Source organism: Polaromonas sp. P1_G1, from assembly GCF_056405595.1.
The window spans coordinates 115,354-133,783 of the sequence record NZ_JBFUBU010000019.1; the positions used below are offsets into that span (position 1 = coordinate 115,354).

Below are 18,430 nucleotides of genomic sequence, written 5' to 3' on the forward strand. Positions count from 1 at the left end.
CTCATTCGACGATGTTGAAGTCTTTGAGGAACTCGGTCTTCATGGTCAGCCCCAGGCCGGGCTTGTTGTCGTCGAGCTGCAGGAAGCCGTTCTCGGCCACGGGTTCGCCGTCGAAGATGTAATAGAACAGCTCGTTGCCGACTTCCACGTCGAACATCGGGAAGTATTCGCTCATGGGCGAGGCCAGCGTGCTCATGGTCAGGTGGTAGTTGTGCATCTGGCCGGCATGCGGCACCACCGGCACGCTGTAGGCCTCGCACAGCGCGTTGATCTTGTGCGCGGCCGTGATGCCGCCGACGCGGTTCGTGTCGTACTGCACGACGGAGACGGCTTTTTTGTCGAGCAGCTGCTTGAAGCCGTAAAGGCTGAACTCGTGCTCGCCGCCCGAGATCGGGATGCTGGTGAGCTGGTTCAGTTCGGCATAGCCGTCGATGTCGTCGGCGATGACTGGCTCCTCGACCCAGCGCGGCTGGAACTTCTCGAGCTTGGGCAGCATGCGCTTGGCGTACTCGAGGTTCCAGCCCATGTAGCACTCGAGCATCAGGTCGTTGTCATAGCCGATCACTTCGCGCAGCGCCTCGACGGCTTTCAGGTTTTCCGCCACGCCCTTGGTGCCGTGCGCCGGGCCGTAGCCGAAGCGCGACTTGAACATGGTGAAACCCTGGTCCAGGTAGGTCTGCGCCTCGTCCTGCATGGCCTTGATGTCGGTGCGGTAGAGCTTGGAGTAGTAGCAGGGAATTTTTTCCTTGGTGCGGCCACCCAGCAGCTTGAACACCGGCTTGTTGACCGACTTGCCCAGGATGTCCCAGATGGCGATGTCCACCGCCGAGATCGCGGCCATGGCCACACCCTTGCGGCCCCAGGCATGGGTGCCGCGGTACATGCGCTGCCACAGGTATTCATAGTCCCACGGGTCCTGGCCCAGCAGCAGCGGCGTCAGGTACTGGTCGATGATGGCTTTGGCGATGTGCGGCGCCAGCGCCACGTTGCCCAGGCCGACGATGCCGTCGTCGGTCTCGATCTCGACCACCGTCCAGGAATGGAAGCGGAAGGTGCTCATGGACTCGGTGTTGGAGTAGACCAGGTCCATGGCGTTGGAGCAGAAATTGCCCTGGGGTGGAACGGTCTTGCCCTTCCATTCGAAGACGCGTGCGCGCACTGATTTGATTTTCATGTTGGTTCCCTGTCGATGAAGAAAAGAAAAAAAGAAGAAGGAAAAAGAAAAGAAGAAAGAAGAGCTTCAGGCGGCCGGCTTCAGCCGCGCCGCACCCATGCGCTGGGCGATGCGGAATGCGTTGAGCGTGGCGTTGACGTCGGCCACACCCTTGCCGGCGATGTCGTAAGCCGTGCCGTGGGCCGGTGTGGTGATGGGCACCGGCAGGCCGCCCTGCACCGTCACGCCCTTGCTGAAGCCCATGAGCTTGATCGCGATCTGGCCCTGATCGTGGTACATGGTGACGATGGCCTGGTAGAGGCCGTCGCGCGCCTTCAGGAAGATGGTGTCGGCGGGGAAAGGGCCGTCCACCGGTACACCGCTGGCGCGCAGTTCGGCCACGGCCGGTTCGATGATGTCGATCTCTTCGCGGCCGCAGACACCGCCGTCACCGCCATGCGGGTTAAAGGCCGCCACCGCCACCTTGGGATGGGCGTTGCCGCTGGCCTGCAGCGAGGCATAGATCAGCCGCGCCGCGTCAACGATGCGTTGCTTGCTCAGCATGGCCGCCGCATCTTTCAGCGGGATGTGCGACGACACACGCGAGGTCCACAGATCGCCCAGGGTGTTGAATTCGCAGAAGTAGCCGGTCACGCCCAGGTATTCGGCGAAGTGGTGCAGCTCGTCCTCGTGCTTGAGGCCGCCCAGCTTCATGGCCTGCTTGTTGAGCGGGGCGAAACAGATCGCGTCGACCTCGCCGCGTTTGGCGCCGTCCATGCAGAGATCGAGCACCTGCAGCACGGCCGCGCCGCAAGCTGCCTGCGCCTGGCCGCGTTGCACCTGGACGGACTGGATCGTATGGGTCGCCAGGAAGGCCGGCAGGCGCGTGTCGGCGCGGCCGCGCACCTGGTCCAGGCTGGTGACGCCCTGTGTCGCCACGGTCTGCCCGGCCGTGAGCTGGCCCTGCTGCCAGAGCCAGGCGTCGCCCACCAGCACGATGTTCGCGCCGTCCGTGATGCCGGGCTGGGCCAGCAGCCTGGCGACCAGTTCGGGGCCTATGCCGGCCGCGTCACCCAGCGTGAGGGCGACCACGGGCAGGGAGGCGGGCGGCGTTTGTGTGTTGCGCATGGCGTTGTCCAATCCGGGATTCCTGGTTCAGTCGAGTTTGATGTTTTTCTTCGCGATCAGGTCACCATAGCGCTTGTTCTCATCGGCGTGGAACTGCGCGAACTGGGCCTGCGTCATCGGCGTCAGGTCCGCACCTATGGCGCTCAGGCGGGTCTGTGTTTCGGGCATGGCCAGCACCTTTGTCACCTCGGTGTAGACGCGCTCCTGCACCGCCTTGGGCGTGGACGCCGGCATGTAGATGCCGTACCAGGCGCTCATCTCCACGCCCTTGAGGCCGGCTTCGGCCATGGTCGGCACATTGGGCAGCTGCGGGTTGCGCTTGGCGCTGGCCACGGCCAGGGGCTTGATGCGGCCGTTCTTGATCTGGCCGATCACCGACGGCATGGTGTCAAAGCTCAGCTGCACCTGGCCGCCGACCAGGTCTATCAGCGCCGGTCCGCTGCCGCGGTAAGGGATGTGGGTGATGAAGACGCCGGCCTGGTCCTTGAACAGCTCGGCCGCGATGTGCTGGGTGCTGCCCGAGCCGCTGGTCGCGTAATTGAGCTGGCCGGGCTTGCTCTTGGCCAGCTTGATCAGCGACTGGACCGAATCGACCGGCAGCGCGTTGTTGACCACCAGCACATTGGGCACCGCGCCCACGAAGACGACGGGCACCAGGTCCTTGTTGTTGTCATAACCCAGCTTGAGCAGATGCGGTGCGATCGCATGCGCGGTCGAGACGCCCATCAGCAGGGTATGGCCGTCGGTAGTCTTGGCCGTCAGGTCGGCCGCCAGGGTGTTGGAGGCGCCGGGGCGGTTTTCGACCACCACGGGCTGCTTGAGCAGGGGGCCGAGCCGGTCGGCCACGGCGCGGGCCATGGCGTCGGTGCCGCCGCCGGGGGCTGAGCCCACGAGGATGCGCACCGGCTTGCTGGGCCAGTCTTGTGCCAGGGCGGAAGGGGTAGCGCCAAACGCGCAGGCGGCCGCCAGCAGGGCGGGGAGGATCTTGAGGGATTTCAGGCGGGGCATTGTCTTTGTCTCCGGGTCATTGTTATAGGGAAAGGCGCTCAAAACAGCGCGGAAAAGCTTGAACCAATGCCCAGATGGTAGGGACGGAAATACTTAACGTAAATTGAAAATCCCTGATTATTTGATAACCTGGGGTGATCAATTGAATTCAGCGCCCGAAAGGCAGCCATGGCCACCCCATCCCGGACCTCCAGCATTCCCCAACTGCTCAACCGCCTGCGCATGCGCCAGGTCGCGCTCATCCTGGCCGTGGGCGAACACGGCACCCTGCGCAAGGCATCGGCCGAACTCGGCATGACGCAGCCGGCCGCCACCAAGATGATCCAGGAGCTTGAATCCGCGCTGGGCCAGCGCCTGTTCGAGCGCGTGGGCCGCGGGCAGCAGCTGACGCCCGCCGGCGCCAGCGTGCTGCGCTACTTTCGCGGCATGCGCGGCTCGGTCGAGTCGATGACGCGCGAGCTGGCCGAGCTGGAGCTGGGCGGCTCGGGCCGCGTGTCTGTCGGCAGCATCATGGCGCCGTCACCCAATTTGCTCACGCAGGCCATCATCGCGCTCAAGAAAGCCTACCCGCTGCTCTCGGTCGACGTCACCATGGACACCAGCGACCGGCTGTTCGAGCTGCTGCGCGAAGGCGTGCTCGACGTCGCCATAGGCCGCATACGCGACGAGCACCGCGCCGACTACACCTTCACCCCGCTGGAGAACGAGGCCCTGGCCCTGGTGGTGGGCGTGCGCCATCCGCTGGCGCAAAAGAAAACCGTCAAGTTCGCCAGCCTGCTCGACTACCCCTGGATACTGCAGCCCACCGGCAGCCCCATGCGCGAGGTGCTGGAGCAGGAGTTCCGCATGCTGCAGGCGCCCTCACCCAAGGGCCTGATAGAAACCGCCTCCATCCTCACCACCACCAACCTGATCGCCGAGACCGAGATGGTCGGCGTCATGCCGCAATCGATTGCCGACACCTATGCGCGCCACGGCCTGCTGGCCGTACTGCCGTGTTTCATCCGCCACAAGATGGAGGCCTTCGGCAGCATCACGCGCAAGGACAGGCCGCTGAGCGAAGCGGCGCGGTTTTTTCTGGCGGCGCTGCATGGGCGCGGGCTTTCGGGCGAAGCCTGAACGGCGCGGCTGCTGCTGCTGATGTTTTTGCGGTGACTTGGCGATCGGCCAGCAAGCATTAAGTATTCATTCGTCCAAGCGCTTCTGGGCTGGCTGGCGCTCATCCTTCGCCTGCCGGCAGTCCCCGCCTCCTTGCATGTCGCTTATCGGCTTATGCAAACACCGCATACCAAAGACGTATAGACATTGTCCGGCTGCGGGCAATACTGCGGTTTTGGCGACATGGGCTGTTTAGGCTCCGTGTACGGTTTTTTTTGAACGGAAGCCGTTTTGCCTTTTCCCTTTTTCTTTTCACACGCATCAAGGCCGGGCGTCAGTTCTGGCATTGGTGTCAATCCAATTTAGGAGAATCCATGATTTACGGTACCAGTGACGCTGACAACCTCGTAGGCGATGCCGGAGACAATGAGTTCCAGTGGAGCGAGGGTTTCGATACCCTGGATGGCGGAGGAGGCAGCGACACTATTAACTACCACCACGACTTTAACTATGGTGACATGGGTGATTGGTGGCGGCCTGGCTTTCTTGATGTCAATTTGGCCACTGGCTGGTTGCACACGCAATTTATCAGTCGCACCAATGAGATCGGTGGGGGCGCCTTCTTCGTCAGATTGATAAGTATCGAGAACGCGGTGGGCTCCGACGATAGTGATAGTTTTACGGGCAATGGCGCAGACAACCGTCTATACGGCATGGGGCGCGACGACACGTTTTACGGCTCAGCCGGCAATGATCTGCTGGACGGAGGCGATGGCATAGACACCGCAGACTACAGCACCAGCGGCCTGGCCGGGGGCATCATCGCCAATCTGTCCACCGGCTATGTGTACAAATTTCCTGTGGCCGGCGGCCCTTACAGTTCCATCGACACGCTGGTGAGCATTGAAAACTTGGTGGGCACGGATGCGAGTGATAGCTTGTGGGGCAACGGCGCTAACAACGGCCTGTATGGGCGCGCGGGTTCGGACAACCTGCTGGGTGACGCAGGAGACGATTTGCTGGATGGCGGGGACGGCGATGATGTTCTGTACGGCCAGGCGGACAATGACACACTGATGGGCCAGGCCGGCAAGGACTTTCTGGACGGTGGCACGGGCAATGATGGCCTGTGGGGCGGCACGGGCGACGACACGCTCAAAGGCGGCGATGGCGGCAACGATCTGCTATATGGTGAAGCGGACAACGACCTGTTGTGGGGCAGTACTGGAAACGACAGGCTGGACGGCGGAGCCGGCATCGACACGGTGAACTACATTTTCATCCCCACCATTACCGGCGGCGTCAGCGCCGACCTGGGCCGCGGGACGGCCCGGAAGATGCAGACCGGCACCAGCATCATTGCGACAGGCACGACCGGGCGCTACATCCGCATCTACCACAACGACAGCTATGTTGAGGGGCCACAAGGCCATGAATTGGGGCTGACCGGGATGAAGGTGTACGACGCCTCGGGCCGTGAACTGGCCTTTGGATTACGCAGTTCGATAGGCGCCGACGGCAATGCCAACGGCGCAGCCAACCCGAACAACAGCAACACGGCCCTGACCGATGCCATCGTGGGCGGCGGATGGAACGGCCAGGCGGGAGACGCAGGCACGGTGGCCTATGCCAACACGGGCTTCGGGGGCGCCAAGGCCTACATCCAGCTGGACCTGGTCAGCGCGCAGGCAATTGACTCGATCAGCCTGTGGGGCGACGCGGGTTATGCCATCGACAGCAGAAACCTGCGGGTCTATGTATCGAACACCCCGTTCAACGCCTCCACGACTTATGCCAGCCTCGCGGCCACCCAGAACGTGGTGCGCTTTGACCTGGCGGGAGCCGAGATCAGCGCCGCGATGTCCTACATCGACCCAAACGCCGGTATCAGTACAGGCGCCGGCGTCGATACATTGGTTGGCATCGAGAACCTGACAGGCACGGCGACGAACGACAGGCTCAGGGGCGATGCGAATGCCAACGTGTTGTCCGGCGACGCGGGCAACGACACCCTGGTGGGCAGCGGGGGCAACGACCGTATGGACGGCGGAACCGGAGTCGACACGGCGAGCTACGACGATGGCCCCATGGCCAGCAGCGTCATCGCCAATCTGGGCAAGGGAATAGCCTACAAGATCTTCGCCGGCACCAATGTCAGCATGGCCATGACGGGAAAGACCGGGCGCTATATCCGCATCTACCACAACGATAATTATGTTGAAGGGACACAGGGCCATGAACTGGGGCTGACCGGGATGAAGGTGTATGACACCTTGGGCCGGGACGTGGCCTTCGGGCTGCTCAGTTCGATAGGCGCCGACGGCAATGCCAACGGCGCAGCCTACCCGAACAACAGCAACACGGCCCTGACCGATGCCATCGTGGGCGGCGGATGGAACGGCCTGGCGGGCGACGCAGGCACTGTGGCCTATGCCAACACGGGCTTCGGGGGCGCAAAGGCCTACATCCAGCTGGACCTGGGCAGCGCGCAGGCGATTGACACGATCAGCCTGTGGGGCGATGCAGGCTGGGCCATCGACAGCAAAAACCTGCGGGTCTATGTGTCGAACACCACGTTCTACGGCTCCACGACTTACGCCAGCCTGGCGGCCGACCAGAATGTGGCGCGTGTTGACCTCGCAGGGGTGGAGACCAGCGCCACGACGGCCTACACCGACACGCTGATCAACATCGAGAACCTCGCAGGTTCGGCAATCAACGACACGCTGATGGGCGACGCCAATGCCAACCTGCTCTCGGGCGGCGCGGGCAGCGACGTGCTATGGGGCGGAGCAGGCAACGACACGCTGGACGGCGGAGCCGGCATTGATACCTATAGCGTCGGTTTTATGGCCGACAGCGTCAATGCCGACCTGAGCCAAGGGATTGCCACCAAGGTGCTTGCCGGTAGCAACGTCAGCATACCGGCAACAACCGGGCGCTACATCCGCATCTACCATAACGACAGCTATGTTGAGGGGCCGCAGGGCCACGAACTGGGGCTGACGGGGATGAAGGTGTACGACGCTGGGGGCAATGATCTGGCCTTCGGCCTGCGCAGCTCGATCGGCACCGACGGCAACGCCAGCCAACTGCTCACAGTGAACAACAGCAACACGGCCCTGACCGATGCCACTGTGGGAGGATATTGGAACGGCCAGGCGGGAGACGCAGGCACTGTGGCCTATGCAAACACCGGCGTCGGGGGCGCAAAGGCCTACATCCAGCTGGACCTGGGCTACGCGCAGGCGATTGATTCGATCAGCCTGTGGGGGGATGCAGGCTGGTCCATGGACAGCAAAAACCTGCGGGTCTATGTGTGGAACGTCGCGTTCAACACCTCCACGACATATGCCAGCCTGGCGGCCGACCCGCACGTGGCGCACTTTGACCTGGCGGGGGTGCAGACCAGCGCCACGACGTCCTATACCGACACGCTGGTCAACATCGAGAACGTGACAGGCACGGCGATGAACGACACGCTCATGGGCGATGCCAATGCCAACGTGCTGTCGGGCGGCGCGGGCAACGACACGCTGGCGGGCGCAGACGGCAACGATACGCTGAACGGCGGAACCGGCAACGACCTGCTACTCGGTGGCGTAGGCTCGGACACCTACACCTTCCAGCGCGGCGGCGGGGTGGACGCCATCCACGAAAACGACAGCACGGCGGGCAATACCGATTTGCTGCAGTTCCAGGGCGATATCGCTTCCAGTCAGCTGTGGTTCCGCCAGGCCGGCAATGGCCTGGAGATCAGCGTTATCGGTACGGCCGATATGACCGTGGTGCAGAACTGGTACACGGGCATTGGGTCTCACGTCGAGCAGATCAAGGCAGGCGACGGCAAGCTGCTGCTGGACACGCAGGTGGAAAACCTGGTGCAGGCCATGGCGGGTTTCGCGCCGCCGGCCATGGGGCAGACGAATTTGAGCCAGACGAACTTGACGTCCGCCCAGCAAATGCAACTGACGAATGTGATGGCCGCGAACTGGCACTAAGCCGGGTTTAGCTGCTTCAAGAAAGCCCGCCGCGCTTGATTGCACGGCGGGCTTTTTTCTTTCTTCTCTTTATTCTCTTTATTTCGCCGCCTGCCAGCCGCCGCCGAGCGGCTGGATCGGCGCTTGGGTGGTGGCCTGGCGATCGGCCGGCAAAGCATTCAGTATTCAGCTGCCCAAGCGTTTCCGGGGCGGGTGGCAGGGGACTGCATCTTTCGCTTGTAAGCAGGCCTCGTCCCCTTCCGTGGCGCTTATCTGCTCATGCAAATACCGCATACCAAGACGTGCAGACATTGTCCGCCTGCAGGCAATGCTGTCGTTTTTTGAGGCACGGCATGCGTAGGCTTCGTGCACGGTTTTTTTAAGAGAAGCCGTTGACGTTTTTCCCTTTTCTTCCCACACATCAAGTCCGGGCATCGCCATCGACTTGATGTCGATTTCAACCCACTTCAGGAGACTCCATGAGCACCACGATTTACGGCACCCCATACGACGACTACCTCACGGGCGACGCCGGCGACAACTGGTTCATGGGCAGCCGCGGTAACGACACCCTGGATGGCGGAGCGGGCGACGACACGGTTGACTTCACCAACATATCCGGGAGCTACCTGGGCGCCGGGTATGACTCCATGTGGCCGAGCTACATCCATGTCAACTTGACCACGGGCCGGCTGGATACGCTCTTTATGTTCACCAGTGGCGGCATCTTGCCCCTTTACTGCACCACTGAACTGAGAAGTATCGAGAACGTGGTGGGTACCCTGTTTGATGACGTTTTTACGGGCAACGCCCAAGACAACCGCTTGTATGGCGGGTCGGGTAACGACAGGTTTTACGGTTCGGGTGGCAACGATCTGCTGGAGGGAGGCAGCGGCATGGATATTGCGGACTACAGCGCCCTTGGCACAGGCTTCAGGATATTCGCCAATCTGCGAGCAGGCTGGATAGGCAAGCCTTACTTCTTCGCGCAGTCCCTCGACACGGTGGTGAGCATCGAAAACGTGGTGGGCTCTAACGAAGGTGATGCTTTCATCGGCAATGATGCGGACAATTGCCTGTATGGCGGGTTGGGTAACGACAGGTTTTTCGGTTCGGGTGGCAACGATCTGCTGGATGGGGGTGCTGGCACGGACGCCGCGGACTACAGCGACAGTGGCTTGGCCGGCGGCATCATCGCCGACCTTTCCACGGGCTATGTGGACAAGTTCCTTGTGGCTGGCGGCCCTTCCAGTTCTCGCGACACGCTGGTGGGCATCGAGGATGTGGTGGGCACGGCGGCGGCCGACGTCCTCTTCGGCAGTGCCGCCAACAACAACCTGTCCGGCGGCGGGGGCAACGACAGGCTGCATGGCAGCGGGGGCAACGACCAGCTGGATGGCGGAGCCGGTATCGACACGGCGGACTACAGGTTCATCTCCATTGGCGGCAGCGTCAACGCCGACCTGGGCCGGAGGACGGCCGTCAAGGTGTTCGCCGGTACCAATGTCGGCATGGCGGGAACGACCGGGCGCTACATCCGTATCTACCACAACGACAGTTATGTCGAAGGGTCGCAGGGCCACGAATTGGGGCTGACAGGGATGAAGGTGTACGACGCGTGGGGCCAGGATGTGGCCCGCGGATTACACAGTTCGATCGGTGCCGACGGCTACGCCAACGGCCTGTTCAACACGAACAGCAGCGTCGTGGCCCTGACCGATGCCGTCGTGGGCGGAGGATGGAACGGCCAGGCAGGCGACGCAGGCACGGTGGCCTACGCGAACACGGGCGCCGGGGGCGCCAAGGCCTATATCCAGCTGGACCTGGGAAGCGCGCAGGCGATCGACTCGATCAGCCTGTGGGGGGACGCGGGCTGGACCATCGACAGCAAAAACCTGCGGATGTATGTATCGAACACCCCGTTCAGCACCTCCACGAATTACACCGGCCTGGCCGCCGACCAGAACGTGAAGCACTTCGACCTGGAGGGGGTGGAGACCAGTGCCACGACGACCTGCATCGACACGCTGGCCGGCATCGAGAACCTGGCAGGCTCGGCGATGAACGACACGCTCACGGGCGATGCCAATGCCAACGTGCTGTATGGCAGCGGCGGAAACGACCGTCTGGACGGCGGAGCCGGTATCGACACGGTAAGTTATACCTCCACCCCCATGGCCGGCGGCGTTGATGCCGACCTGGGCCGGGGGACGGCCATCAAGGGGCCCGCCGGCACCCATGTCGGTGTGGCAAGGACCGGGCGCTACATCCGCATTTATCACAACGACAGCTATGTTGAAGGGCCGCAGGGCCACGAATTGGGACTGACCGGGATGAAGGTGTACGGCGCCTTGGGCCAGGATGTGGCTTTCGGGCTGGGCAGCTCGATAGGCGCCGACGGCGGCCTCGTTGCCGGCACCGCCGCTTACAACAACAAATGGGCCCTGACCGATGCCACCGTGGGAGGGGGCTGGAACGGGAAGCTGGACGAAGCAGGCAATGTGGCTTACGTGAGGGGCGCCAAGGCCTACATCGAACTGGACCTGGGTAGTGCGCAGGCCATTGACTCGATCCGCCTGTGGGGGGACGCGGGCTGGGCCATCGACAGCAAAAACCTGCGGATCTATGTGTCGAACACCGCGTTCAGCCTCTCCACGAATTACACCAGCCTGGCCACCGACCAGAACGTCGCGCGCTTCGACCTTGCGGGGGTGGAAAGCCCCGCCATGACCTCCAGCACCGACACGCTGGTTGGCATCGAGAACCTGATCGGCACGGCGATGAAGGACGTGCTCACGGGCGATGCCAACGACAACGTACTCTCGGGCGGCGCGGGCCATGATGTATTGGACGGCAGGGCCGGCATCGACACGGCGGACTATAGCGCCAGCGCCATGAACGGCGGCATCAATGCCAACCTGGCGACGGGCAGGGTCGACGAGCGGATGGCGGGCACGTTTGTGGGCATAGCTTCGACCGGCCGCTACATCCGTATCTACCACACCGATGTCCATTACGGAAGCGACCTGGGGTTGACCGGGATGAAGGTGTATGCCGGAGGACGGGACGTGGCTGCCGGGCTGCGCAGCTCGGTTGGTGCCGACGGCTTTGTCAATGGAGGGGGCAACCCGTACAACAGCAACGTGGCCCTGACCGATGCCGCCGTGGGAGGCGGGTGGAACCAGCAGATGGGCGAAGCCGGCAATGTGGCCTACGTCAACGCGGCGGGCTGGGGGCGCGAAAAGGGCTACATCGAGCTCACGCTTGACAGCGCGCAGGCCATTGAATCGATCAGCCTGTGGGGAGACGCGAACTGCGCCGGTAACAGCCGGGACCTGCGGGTCTATGTGTCGAACACCGCGTTTAATGCCTCCACGGCCTACGCCAGCCTGGCGGCCGACCAGAGCGTGGCGCGCTTTGACCTGGCGGAGCTGGAAACCAGCGCCAACGCCACCACGACGGTCTGGACCGACACGCTGCTTGGCATCGAGAACCTGGTCGGCACGGCGATGAACGACACGCTCACGGGCGACGTCAATGCCAACGTGCTGACTGGCGGCGCGGGCAACGACTTGCTGGCCGGTAGCTCAGGCTCGGACACCTACAAATTCCAGCGCGGCGATGGGGTGGACACCATCGTGGACATGGACTACATGGCCGGCTACAGCCCCGACCTGCTGCAGTTCCAGGGCGATATCAGTTCCAGCCAGCTGTGGTTCCGGCAGGCCGGCTACGACCTGGAAGTCAGCGTCATCGGCACGGCCGACAAGACCGTGGTGCAGGACTGGTACACGGGCACTGCGTCTCACGTCGAGCAGATCAAGGCCGGCGACGGCAAGCTGCTGCTGGACACGCAGGTGCACAACCTGGTGCAGGCTATGGCGGGTTTCGCGCCGCCGGCCATGGGGCAGACGACTTTGACGAGCCAGCAGCAAACGGCACTGGCGCCTGTGCTGGCCGCGAACTGGCACTAAGCCGGGTTTAGCTGCTTCAAGACCGCCCGCCGCGCTTGATTGCACGGCGGGCTTTTTTCTTTCTTCTCTTTATTTCGCCGCCTGCCAGCCGCCGCCCAGCGACTGGATCAGCGCGACGGCGGTGGTCTGGCGGTCGGCCATGGCTTGCACCAGGGCGCGGCGTGCGCTGAGGGCCGTGGCTTGGGCGGTGATGACTTCGGTGTAGCCGACCTGGCCGCTGCGGTAGCGATTCAGGACTTGCTGCTCGACCTGGTCCGCCGCTGCCGAGGCCTGGCGGCGAAGCTCCTGCTGGGTCTGCAGCACGCGGGTGGCGGCCAGCTGGTCTTCCACGTCCTGGAAGGCGACCAGCACGGTCTGGCGGTAGCGCGCCACGGCCTGCTCGTGCGCGGCGCGTGCACCGTCCACACGGGCGCCGGTAGCGCCGGCATCAAAAATCAGCTGCGCGGCGGAGAGGCCCAGCGACCAGACGCTGCTCGAGGCCTTGAACAAATCGGCCACGCGGCTGGCACCCGTGCCGGCCGAAGCACTCAGCGACAGGCTGGGGTAGTAGGCGCTTTTGGCGATGCCGATCTGTTCATTCGCGGAGGCCACGCGGCGTTCAGCCGCGGCGATGTCGGGCCGGCGCTGCAGCAGGGCGGATGGCACACCGATCGGCACTTCGGGCACCAGCGGGTTCCAGGTTGCGGGCGGCAGGCTGAAGTTGCCGGGCGCTTCGCCGACCAGCACGGCGATCGCGTGTTCAAGCTGGGCGCGCTGGCGCTGCAGGCCGGCGTTGTCGGCCTGGGCATTGGCGAGCTGGGTTTGCGCCTGCAGCACGTCGGTTTTGGCGGCGATGCCGGCCGTGTAGCGGTTCTGCGTGATCTCCAGCGCGCGCTGGTAGCCGGTGAGCGTGCTTTCGAGCAGCGCCTTTTGCGCATCGGTCTGGCGCAGCGAAAAGTAATTGGCGGCGAGCTCGCCCTGGGCCGAGAGCTTGGCTGAGGCCAGGTCGGCGGCGCTGGCCTGTTCGCCCGCGGTCGCGCTGTCCACCGCGCGACCCAGGCGGCCCCACACGTCGGGCTCCCAGCTGCCGCCTATGCTGAGCTGGTAGTTGTTGCCGACGCGGCCGGTGCTGCCGGTGGTGACGTTGCCACTGGCGCGCGAGCGCGTGGCACCGCCGTCCAGCGAGACCGAGGGAAACAGCGAGGCGCGCTGCTCGCGCACCAGCGCGCGCGCCTGCGCATAGGCGGCCACGGCCAGCGCGACGTTCTGGTTGGAGACGTCGACGCGGGCCTGCAGCTGGTCCAGCACCGGGTCCTTAAAAAGACTCCACCACGGGCCGCGCTCCAGCGCGTCGGCCGGTGTGGCCGGCACCCAGCCTTCGGCTTCCTTGAAGTTGGTGACCTCGGCGGTGGCCGGGAGTTTGTAGTCGGGGCCGACGGCGCAGCCTGTGGCGAGCAGTGTGAGCAGGGCGGCGGCGATGTAGCGATGAGGGTTCGGGATGTGATGCATAAATTTTGCCTTTCAGGGCCACTTGTTCAGGCTCCTTCCCCCTCTGGGGGAAGGTTGGGATGGGGGCACGCAGCGCTTGAGTCGATAGCCGGCTGTGAATCGTGGGCCGGCAGCCCCCATCCCCGCCTTCCCCCAGAGGGGGAAGGAGTAAGAGGCGGCGTACCGGGGGCGCGGTTTGTTCGTCATGGCTGTTCCTGCTCCTTCCCCCGTTGGGGGAAGGTTGGGATGGGGGCCGCTGCGGCCAGCTCAATCACACGGTTGTATATCGCCTGCACCATCGACGGCAAATCGGCAAACGGCAAGTTGGCTGGAAAGCGCAGCACGTCAAATCCGAGAGATCTGAAATAAGCCTCGCGCTTCGTGTCGTAGGCCTGCTGACCGGCATGCTGCGACCCATCCACTTCCACAATCAGTTGGGGATCCAGGCAGGCAAAGTCAGCCACATACGATCCCACCGGATGCTGGCGCCTGAACTTGACGCCCAGTTGCTCTCCACGCAAGCGTTGCCATAGCAGGCGCTCGCCGTCGGTCATCTCCCGGCGAAGGGATTTGGCGAAGGTCCTGGCTTTAGAGGTGGCTTGGTCTTGCATATCGGGGCGAGGAATTCACTCCTTCCCCCTTTGGGGGAAGGTTGGGATGGGGGCCGGCGGCGCTTGATGGTTCAGCCGGGGTTGGATTGTGGGCCGGGCGGCCCCCATCCCTGCCTTCCCCCAGAGGGGGAAGGAGCAAGAGGGTACGGGTATGCGGTTTGTCCATCATTGCACTTGCGGCACCGCATCAGCTTCGCCGGGATGGCGGCTGAGCTGGCGTTCAAGAGGGCTGCGGCGGCGCAGCTTGTCCATCAGCACGTAGACCACGGGTGTGGTCAGCAGCGTGAGCAGCTGGCTGGCGATCAGCCCGCCGATGATGGCGATGCCCAGCGGCCGGCGCAATTCTGCCCCTTCGCCGAAGCCTATCGCCAGCGGCAGCGCGCCCAGGATGGCGGCCAGCGTGGTCATGAGGATGGGGCGGAAGCGCAGCAGGCAGGCTTCACGCACGGCTTCTATGGCCGAGATGCCGCGCGCGCGCTCGGCCTCGAGCGCGAAGTCGATGATCAGGATGGCGTTTTTCTTGACGATGCCTATCAGCAGGAAAACGCCGATCAGCGCGATGATGGAAAAGTCGAGCTTGAACATCAGCAGCGCCAGTACCGCGCCGACGCCGGCCGAGGGCAGGGTGGAGAGCACGGTGATCGGATGGATCAGGCTTTCGTACAGGATGCCCAGCACGATGTAGATCACCACCAGCGCGGCCAGAATCAGCAGCGGCTGCTGGCCCTGCGATTCCTGCGCGCTGCGCGCCGTTCCGGAGAAACTGCCGCGCACATTGGTGGGCATGCGGATGTCGGCCTCGGACTGGCGTACGGCCGCTTCGCCGTCGCTCAGGGTGGAACCGTCGGCCAGGTTGTAAGAGATGGTGGTCGAGAGTTCGCCGTCGTCATGGCTGATGGAGGCGGCCGTCGGGTTCTCGCTGAAGCGCGCGATCGCCGACAGCGGCACCATGGTGGTGGGGGCGGTGCTCAGCACATTGCCGCTTGAGGAATCGCGCAGGCCGGGGTTGGCGCTGATGGTGGGGGTGCTGCTGCCCGTGGTTCCGGTGCTGGTGGCGGTCGTTGTCGAGGTGCTTGATGTGCTTGTGGTGCCGGCCGTGGCCGAAGAGGATGTGTTGGAGGCCGTGGTGGTGGTCGTGGTGCTGGTGGTGCTCGTGTTGCCGCCGCCGGCATTCTTGGCCGGCACATAGATGTCCTTGAGCGACTCGGGGCTGCGTGTGTAGCGTGGCGCGACCTCCATGATCACGTGGTACTGGTTGAGCTCGGCGTAAATCGTGGCGACCTGGCGCTGGCCGAAGCCGTTGTAGAGCGCGTTGTCCACGTCGCGCGAGCTGATGCCCAGGCGCGCGGCACTTTCCTTGTCGACGGTGACCATGGTCTCCACGCCGTTTTCCTGCTGGTCGGTGTCGACGTCGGTCAGCGCCTCCTGGCGTTTCATCTGCTCGGCCAGGCGTGTGGCCCATCGGCTCAGGTCGGCCGCGTTGTCGCTCTTGAGCGTGTACTGGTAAGTCGAATTGGTCTGGCGCCCGCCGCCGCGCAGGTCCTGCACGGTGTTGAGGAAGAGGCTCACGCCCGTGACCTGCGCGAGCTGCGGCCGCAGGCGCGCGATCACGGCCTGGCCGCCTTCCTTGCGCTGGCCGACCGGCTTGAGGTTGATGAACATGAAGCCGCCGCCGGCGCGCGAGCCGCCGGTAAAGCCGACCACGGTGTCCACCGCCGGGTCGGCGCGGATGATGTCGACCAGTTGCTTGAGCTTGGCCTGCAGCGCCTGGAAGGAAATGCTGCGGTCGGCGCGCAGGCCACCGTTGATCTGGCCGGTGTCCTGCTGCGGGAAAAAGCCTTTCGGCGCTTTCACATAGAGGTAGACATTCAGGCCCACCACGGCAGCCAGGATCAGCATCACCAGCAGCTTGCTGTGCAGCGCCCAGTCCAGGCTGGTTTCATAGCTGCGGTGCACGCGCTGGAAGGCCGAATCGAACCAGCGCGCCACCCGGCCCGGCGGTTTGCTGTGCGCGTCGGGCTTGAGCAGCCAGGCGCACATCATGGGCGTGGTGGTCAGCGAGATCAGCAGGGAGATCAGCACCGCCGCCGAGAGCGTGACGGCGAACTCGCGGAACAGCCGGCCGACCTGCCCGCCCATGAAGAGCAGCGGAATGAACACCGCCACCAGCGACAGGCTGATGGACAGCACGGTAAAGCCGACCTCGCGCGCGCCCAGCAGCGCGGCCTTGAAGCGGTCCATGCCGGCCTCGATGTGGCGGCTGGTATTCTCCAGCACCACGATGGCGTCGTCGACGACAAAGCCGGTGGCCACCGTGAGCGCCATCAGGCTCAGGTTGTTGAGCGAAAACCCCAGCAGGTACATCACGCCGAAGGTGCCCAGCAGCGACACCACCGTGGCCACTGCCGGGATGATGGTGGCGCGCGCGCTGCGCAAAAAGGCGCTGACCACCAGCACCACCAGCACGATGGAGATGACCAGCGTGATCTCGATCTCATGCAGCGAAGAGCGTATCGAGTTGGTGCTGTCGGAGGCGACCTGCAGGCGCACGTCCTGCGGCAGCTGGGCCTGCAGCTCGGGCAGCAGGTCGCGCACGCCGTCGACGGTTTCGATCACGTTGGCGGCCGGCTGGCGCGTGACCAGCACAATCACGGCCGGCTCGCCGTTGAAAAGGCCCAGGGTGTTGATGTTCTCCACGCCGTCCTGCACGTCGGCCACGTCGCGCAGGCGTATCGACGCGTTGTTGCGCCAGGCCACGATCAGGTCCTGGTAGTCGGCGGCGCGGCGCCCGCCGCTGGCGGTGCTGGCGCCGGTGTAGATCTGGAAGCGCTGGCCGTTGCCCTCGATGGCGCCGCGCGGCCGGTTGGCATTGGAGGCCTGCAGCGCGGCGCGCACGTCTTCCGAGCTCACGCCGTAGCGGTTCAGCGAGAAGGGATTGAGCTCCACCCGCACCGCGGGCAGCGAGCCGCCGCCGAGCTCGACGTCGCCCACGCCCGGCACCTGGGCGATTTTCTGCTGCACGAGGTTGGAGACCTCGTCGTAAATCTGGCCCGGCGAACGTGTCTTGGACGTGAGCGCCAGGATGATGACCGGCGCCGAGGCCGGGTTGGCCTTGCGGTAGGTCGGGTTGCTGCGCAAGGTGGCCGGCAGGTCGGCCCGCGAGGCGTTGATGGCCGCCTGCACCTCGCGCGCGGCCGAGTCGATCTTGCGGTTGAGGTCGAACTGCAGGCTGATGCGCGTCGAGCCGCTGCCGCTGTTCGACGTCATCTCATTGACGCCCGCGATCACCCCGAGGCGCCGTTCCAGCGGCGTGGCCACACTGCTGGCCATGGTCGAAGGGCTGGCGCCCGGCAGCGAGGCACTGACCGAGATCACCGGGAAGTCGACTTGCGGAAGTGGCGACACCGGTAGGACGAAGAAGGCGCCTATGCCGGCGAGGGCCAGGCCTATGGTTAACAGGACTGTTGCTACCGGGCGGCGGACGAACGGTTCGGAGAGGTTCATGGGGTGGTTCCTCCCCCTACCTGACCTGTTCTTGCTCCGGCGGTGTGCTCTTTTCTGAGGGCGGTTGGCCGGGGTCGCCCGGCATGCGACTCACTTTCTTTTGCTTCGCCAAAAGAAAGTAAGCAAAGAAAAGGCGACCCTGGTTGCTGCGTCCCTCCGCTTCGCTGCGGGCAACCTGCGGTGCTCGGTCCAGCCGGGGTCTCGCTAAACTCGCTACGCTGCGCTTCGCTCAAACAACGCGATCCCTGATCCGTCTGGCCCTGCGCTCCTCGGCGCATCCACAAGGGGTGGGGATAGGAATACCCAATACTTGAAGAAACAAGGACACGCCGTGGCGTGTCCTTGTTTGTCTTGGTTTGTTCTTTGGTATTTTTTTCTTCTGTTCCCGTTCCCGATTGCCCCGTCCTGGCTGGGCCGAGGAGCGCAGAGACAAGCGGATCAGGGCTGGCGTTGTTTGAGCCGAAGGCGAGTTTAGCCAGACCCCGCTTGGCTCGAGCACCGCAGGTT

9 protein-coding genes are annotated in these 18,430 nt (G+C 64.1%); 3 read left to right on the plus strand and 6 right to left on the minus strand.

The window, feature by feature from the left end; genetic code table 11:
• Position 1: 1 nt before the first annotated feature.
• The 3 genes from AC1D1Y_RS11910 to AC1D1Y_RS11920 form a co-directional block, all read right to left on the minus strand.
• Positions 2 to 1,174: an L-rhamnonate dehydratase gene (locus AC1D1Y_RS11910; protein WP_436154973.1), complete on the minus strand. Its 1,173-nt coding sequence runs from the start codon at positions 1,172 to 1,174 to the stop codon at positions 2 to 4.
• A gap of 66 nt (positions 1,175 to 1,240) precedes the next feature.
• The gene (locus tag AC1D1Y_RS11915; protein WP_477682524.1) at positions 1,241 to 2,281 is read right to left on the minus strand and encodes a 4-hydroxythreonine-4-phosphate dehydrogenase PdxA; all 1,041 of its coding nucleotides are present in this window, start codon (positions 2,279 to 2,281) and stop codon (positions 1,241 to 1,243) included.
• 27 nt (positions 2,282 to 2,308) lie between these two features.
• Complete coding sequence (locus AC1D1Y_RS11920) at positions 2,309 to 3,289, minus strand: Bug family tripartite tricarboxylate transporter substrate binding protein (protein ID WP_477682525.1); 981 nt, start codon at positions 3,287 to 3,289, stop codon at positions 2,309 to 2,311.
• A gap of 168 nt (positions 3,290 to 3,457) precedes the next feature.
• Here AC1D1Y_RS11920 and AC1D1Y_RS11925 point away from each other — a divergent pair, with 168 nt between their 5' ends.
• The 3 genes from AC1D1Y_RS11925 (at position 3,458) to AC1D1Y_RS11935 (ending at position 12,341) form a co-directional block, all read left to right on the plus strand.
• Positions 3,458 to 4,408, plus strand: a complete 951-nt coding sequence (locus AC1D1Y_RS11925) for a LysR family transcriptional regulator (RefSeq protein ID WP_477653997.1) — start codon at positions 3,458 to 3,460, stop codon at positions 4,406 to 4,408.
• A gap of 632 nt (positions 4,409 to 5,040) precedes the next feature.
• Positions 5,041 to 8,388 carry a hypothetical protein gene (locus tag AC1D1Y_RS11930; RefSeq protein WP_477682526.1) on the plus strand — a complete coding sequence of 1,116 codons (3,348 nt, stop codon included), beginning with the start codon at positions 5,041 to 5,043 and terminating at the stop codon, positions 8,386 to 8,388.
• A gap of 458 nt (positions 8,389 to 8,846) precedes the next feature.
• Entirely contained in the window at positions 8,847 to 12,341 is a 3,495-nt protein-coding gene (locus AC1D1Y_RS11935) for a hypothetical protein (protein ID WP_477682527.1), read from the plus strand.
• A gap of 69 nt (positions 12,342 to 12,410) precedes the next feature.
• Here AC1D1Y_RS11935 and AC1D1Y_RS11940 read toward each other — a convergent pair whose 3' ends face one another.
• The 3 genes from AC1D1Y_RS11940 to AC1D1Y_RS11950 form a co-directional block, all read right to left on the minus strand.
• Positions 12,411 to 13,829 carry an efflux transporter outer membrane subunit gene (locus AC1D1Y_RS11940; RefSeq protein ID WP_477682528.1) on the minus strand — a complete coding sequence of 473 codons (1,419 nt, stop codon included), beginning with the start codon at positions 13,827 to 13,829 and terminating at the stop codon, positions 12,411 to 12,413.
• Positions 13,830 to 14,011: 182 nt separating this feature from the next.
• Entirely contained in the window at positions 14,012 to 14,419 is a 408-nt protein-coding gene (locus tag AC1D1Y_RS11945) for an endonuclease domain-containing protein (RefSeq protein ID WP_477682529.1), read from the minus strand.
• Between the two features lie 165 nt (positions 14,420 to 14,584).
• The gene (locus tag AC1D1Y_RS11950) at positions 14,585 to 17,923 is read right to left on the minus strand and encodes an efflux RND transporter permease subunit (protein WP_477682530.1); all 3,339 of its coding nucleotides are present in this window, start codon (positions 17,921 to 17,923) and stop codon (positions 14,585 to 14,587) included.
• Positions 17,924 to 18,430 lie beyond the last annotated feature (507 nt).

Coding starts and splice junctions, on each gene's coding strand:
- AC1D1Y_RS11910 (WP_436154973.1), bottom strand. CDS start 1,174: ATGAAAATCAAATCAGTGCGCGCACGCGTCTTCGAATGGAAGGGCAAG.
- AC1D1Y_RS11915 (WP_477682524.1), bottom strand. CDS start 2,281: ATGCGCAACACACAAACGCCGCCCGCCTCCCTGCCCGTGGTCGCCCTC.
- AC1D1Y_RS11920 (WP_477682525.1), bottom strand. CDS start 3,289: ATGCCCCGCCTGAAATCCCTCAAGATCCTCCCCGCCCTGCTGGCGGCC.
- AC1D1Y_RS11925 (WP_477653997.1), top strand. CDS start 3,458: ATGGCCACCCCATCCCGGACCTCCAGCATTCCCCAACTGCTCAACCGC.
- AC1D1Y_RS11935 (WP_477682527.1), top strand. CDS start 8,847: ATGAGCACCACGATTTACGGCACCCCATACGACGACTACCTCACGGGC.
- AC1D1Y_RS11940 (WP_477682528.1), bottom strand. CDS start 13,829: ATGCATCACATCCCGAACCCTCATCGCTACATCGCCGCCGCCCTGCTC.
- AC1D1Y_RS11945 (WP_477682529.1), bottom strand. CDS start 14,419: ATGCAAGACCAAGCCACCTCTAAAGCCAGGACCTTCGCCAAATCCCTT.
- AC1D1Y_RS11950 (WP_477682530.1), bottom strand. CDS start 17,923: ATGAACCTCTCCGAACCGTTCGTCCGCCGCCCGGTAGCAACAGTCCTG.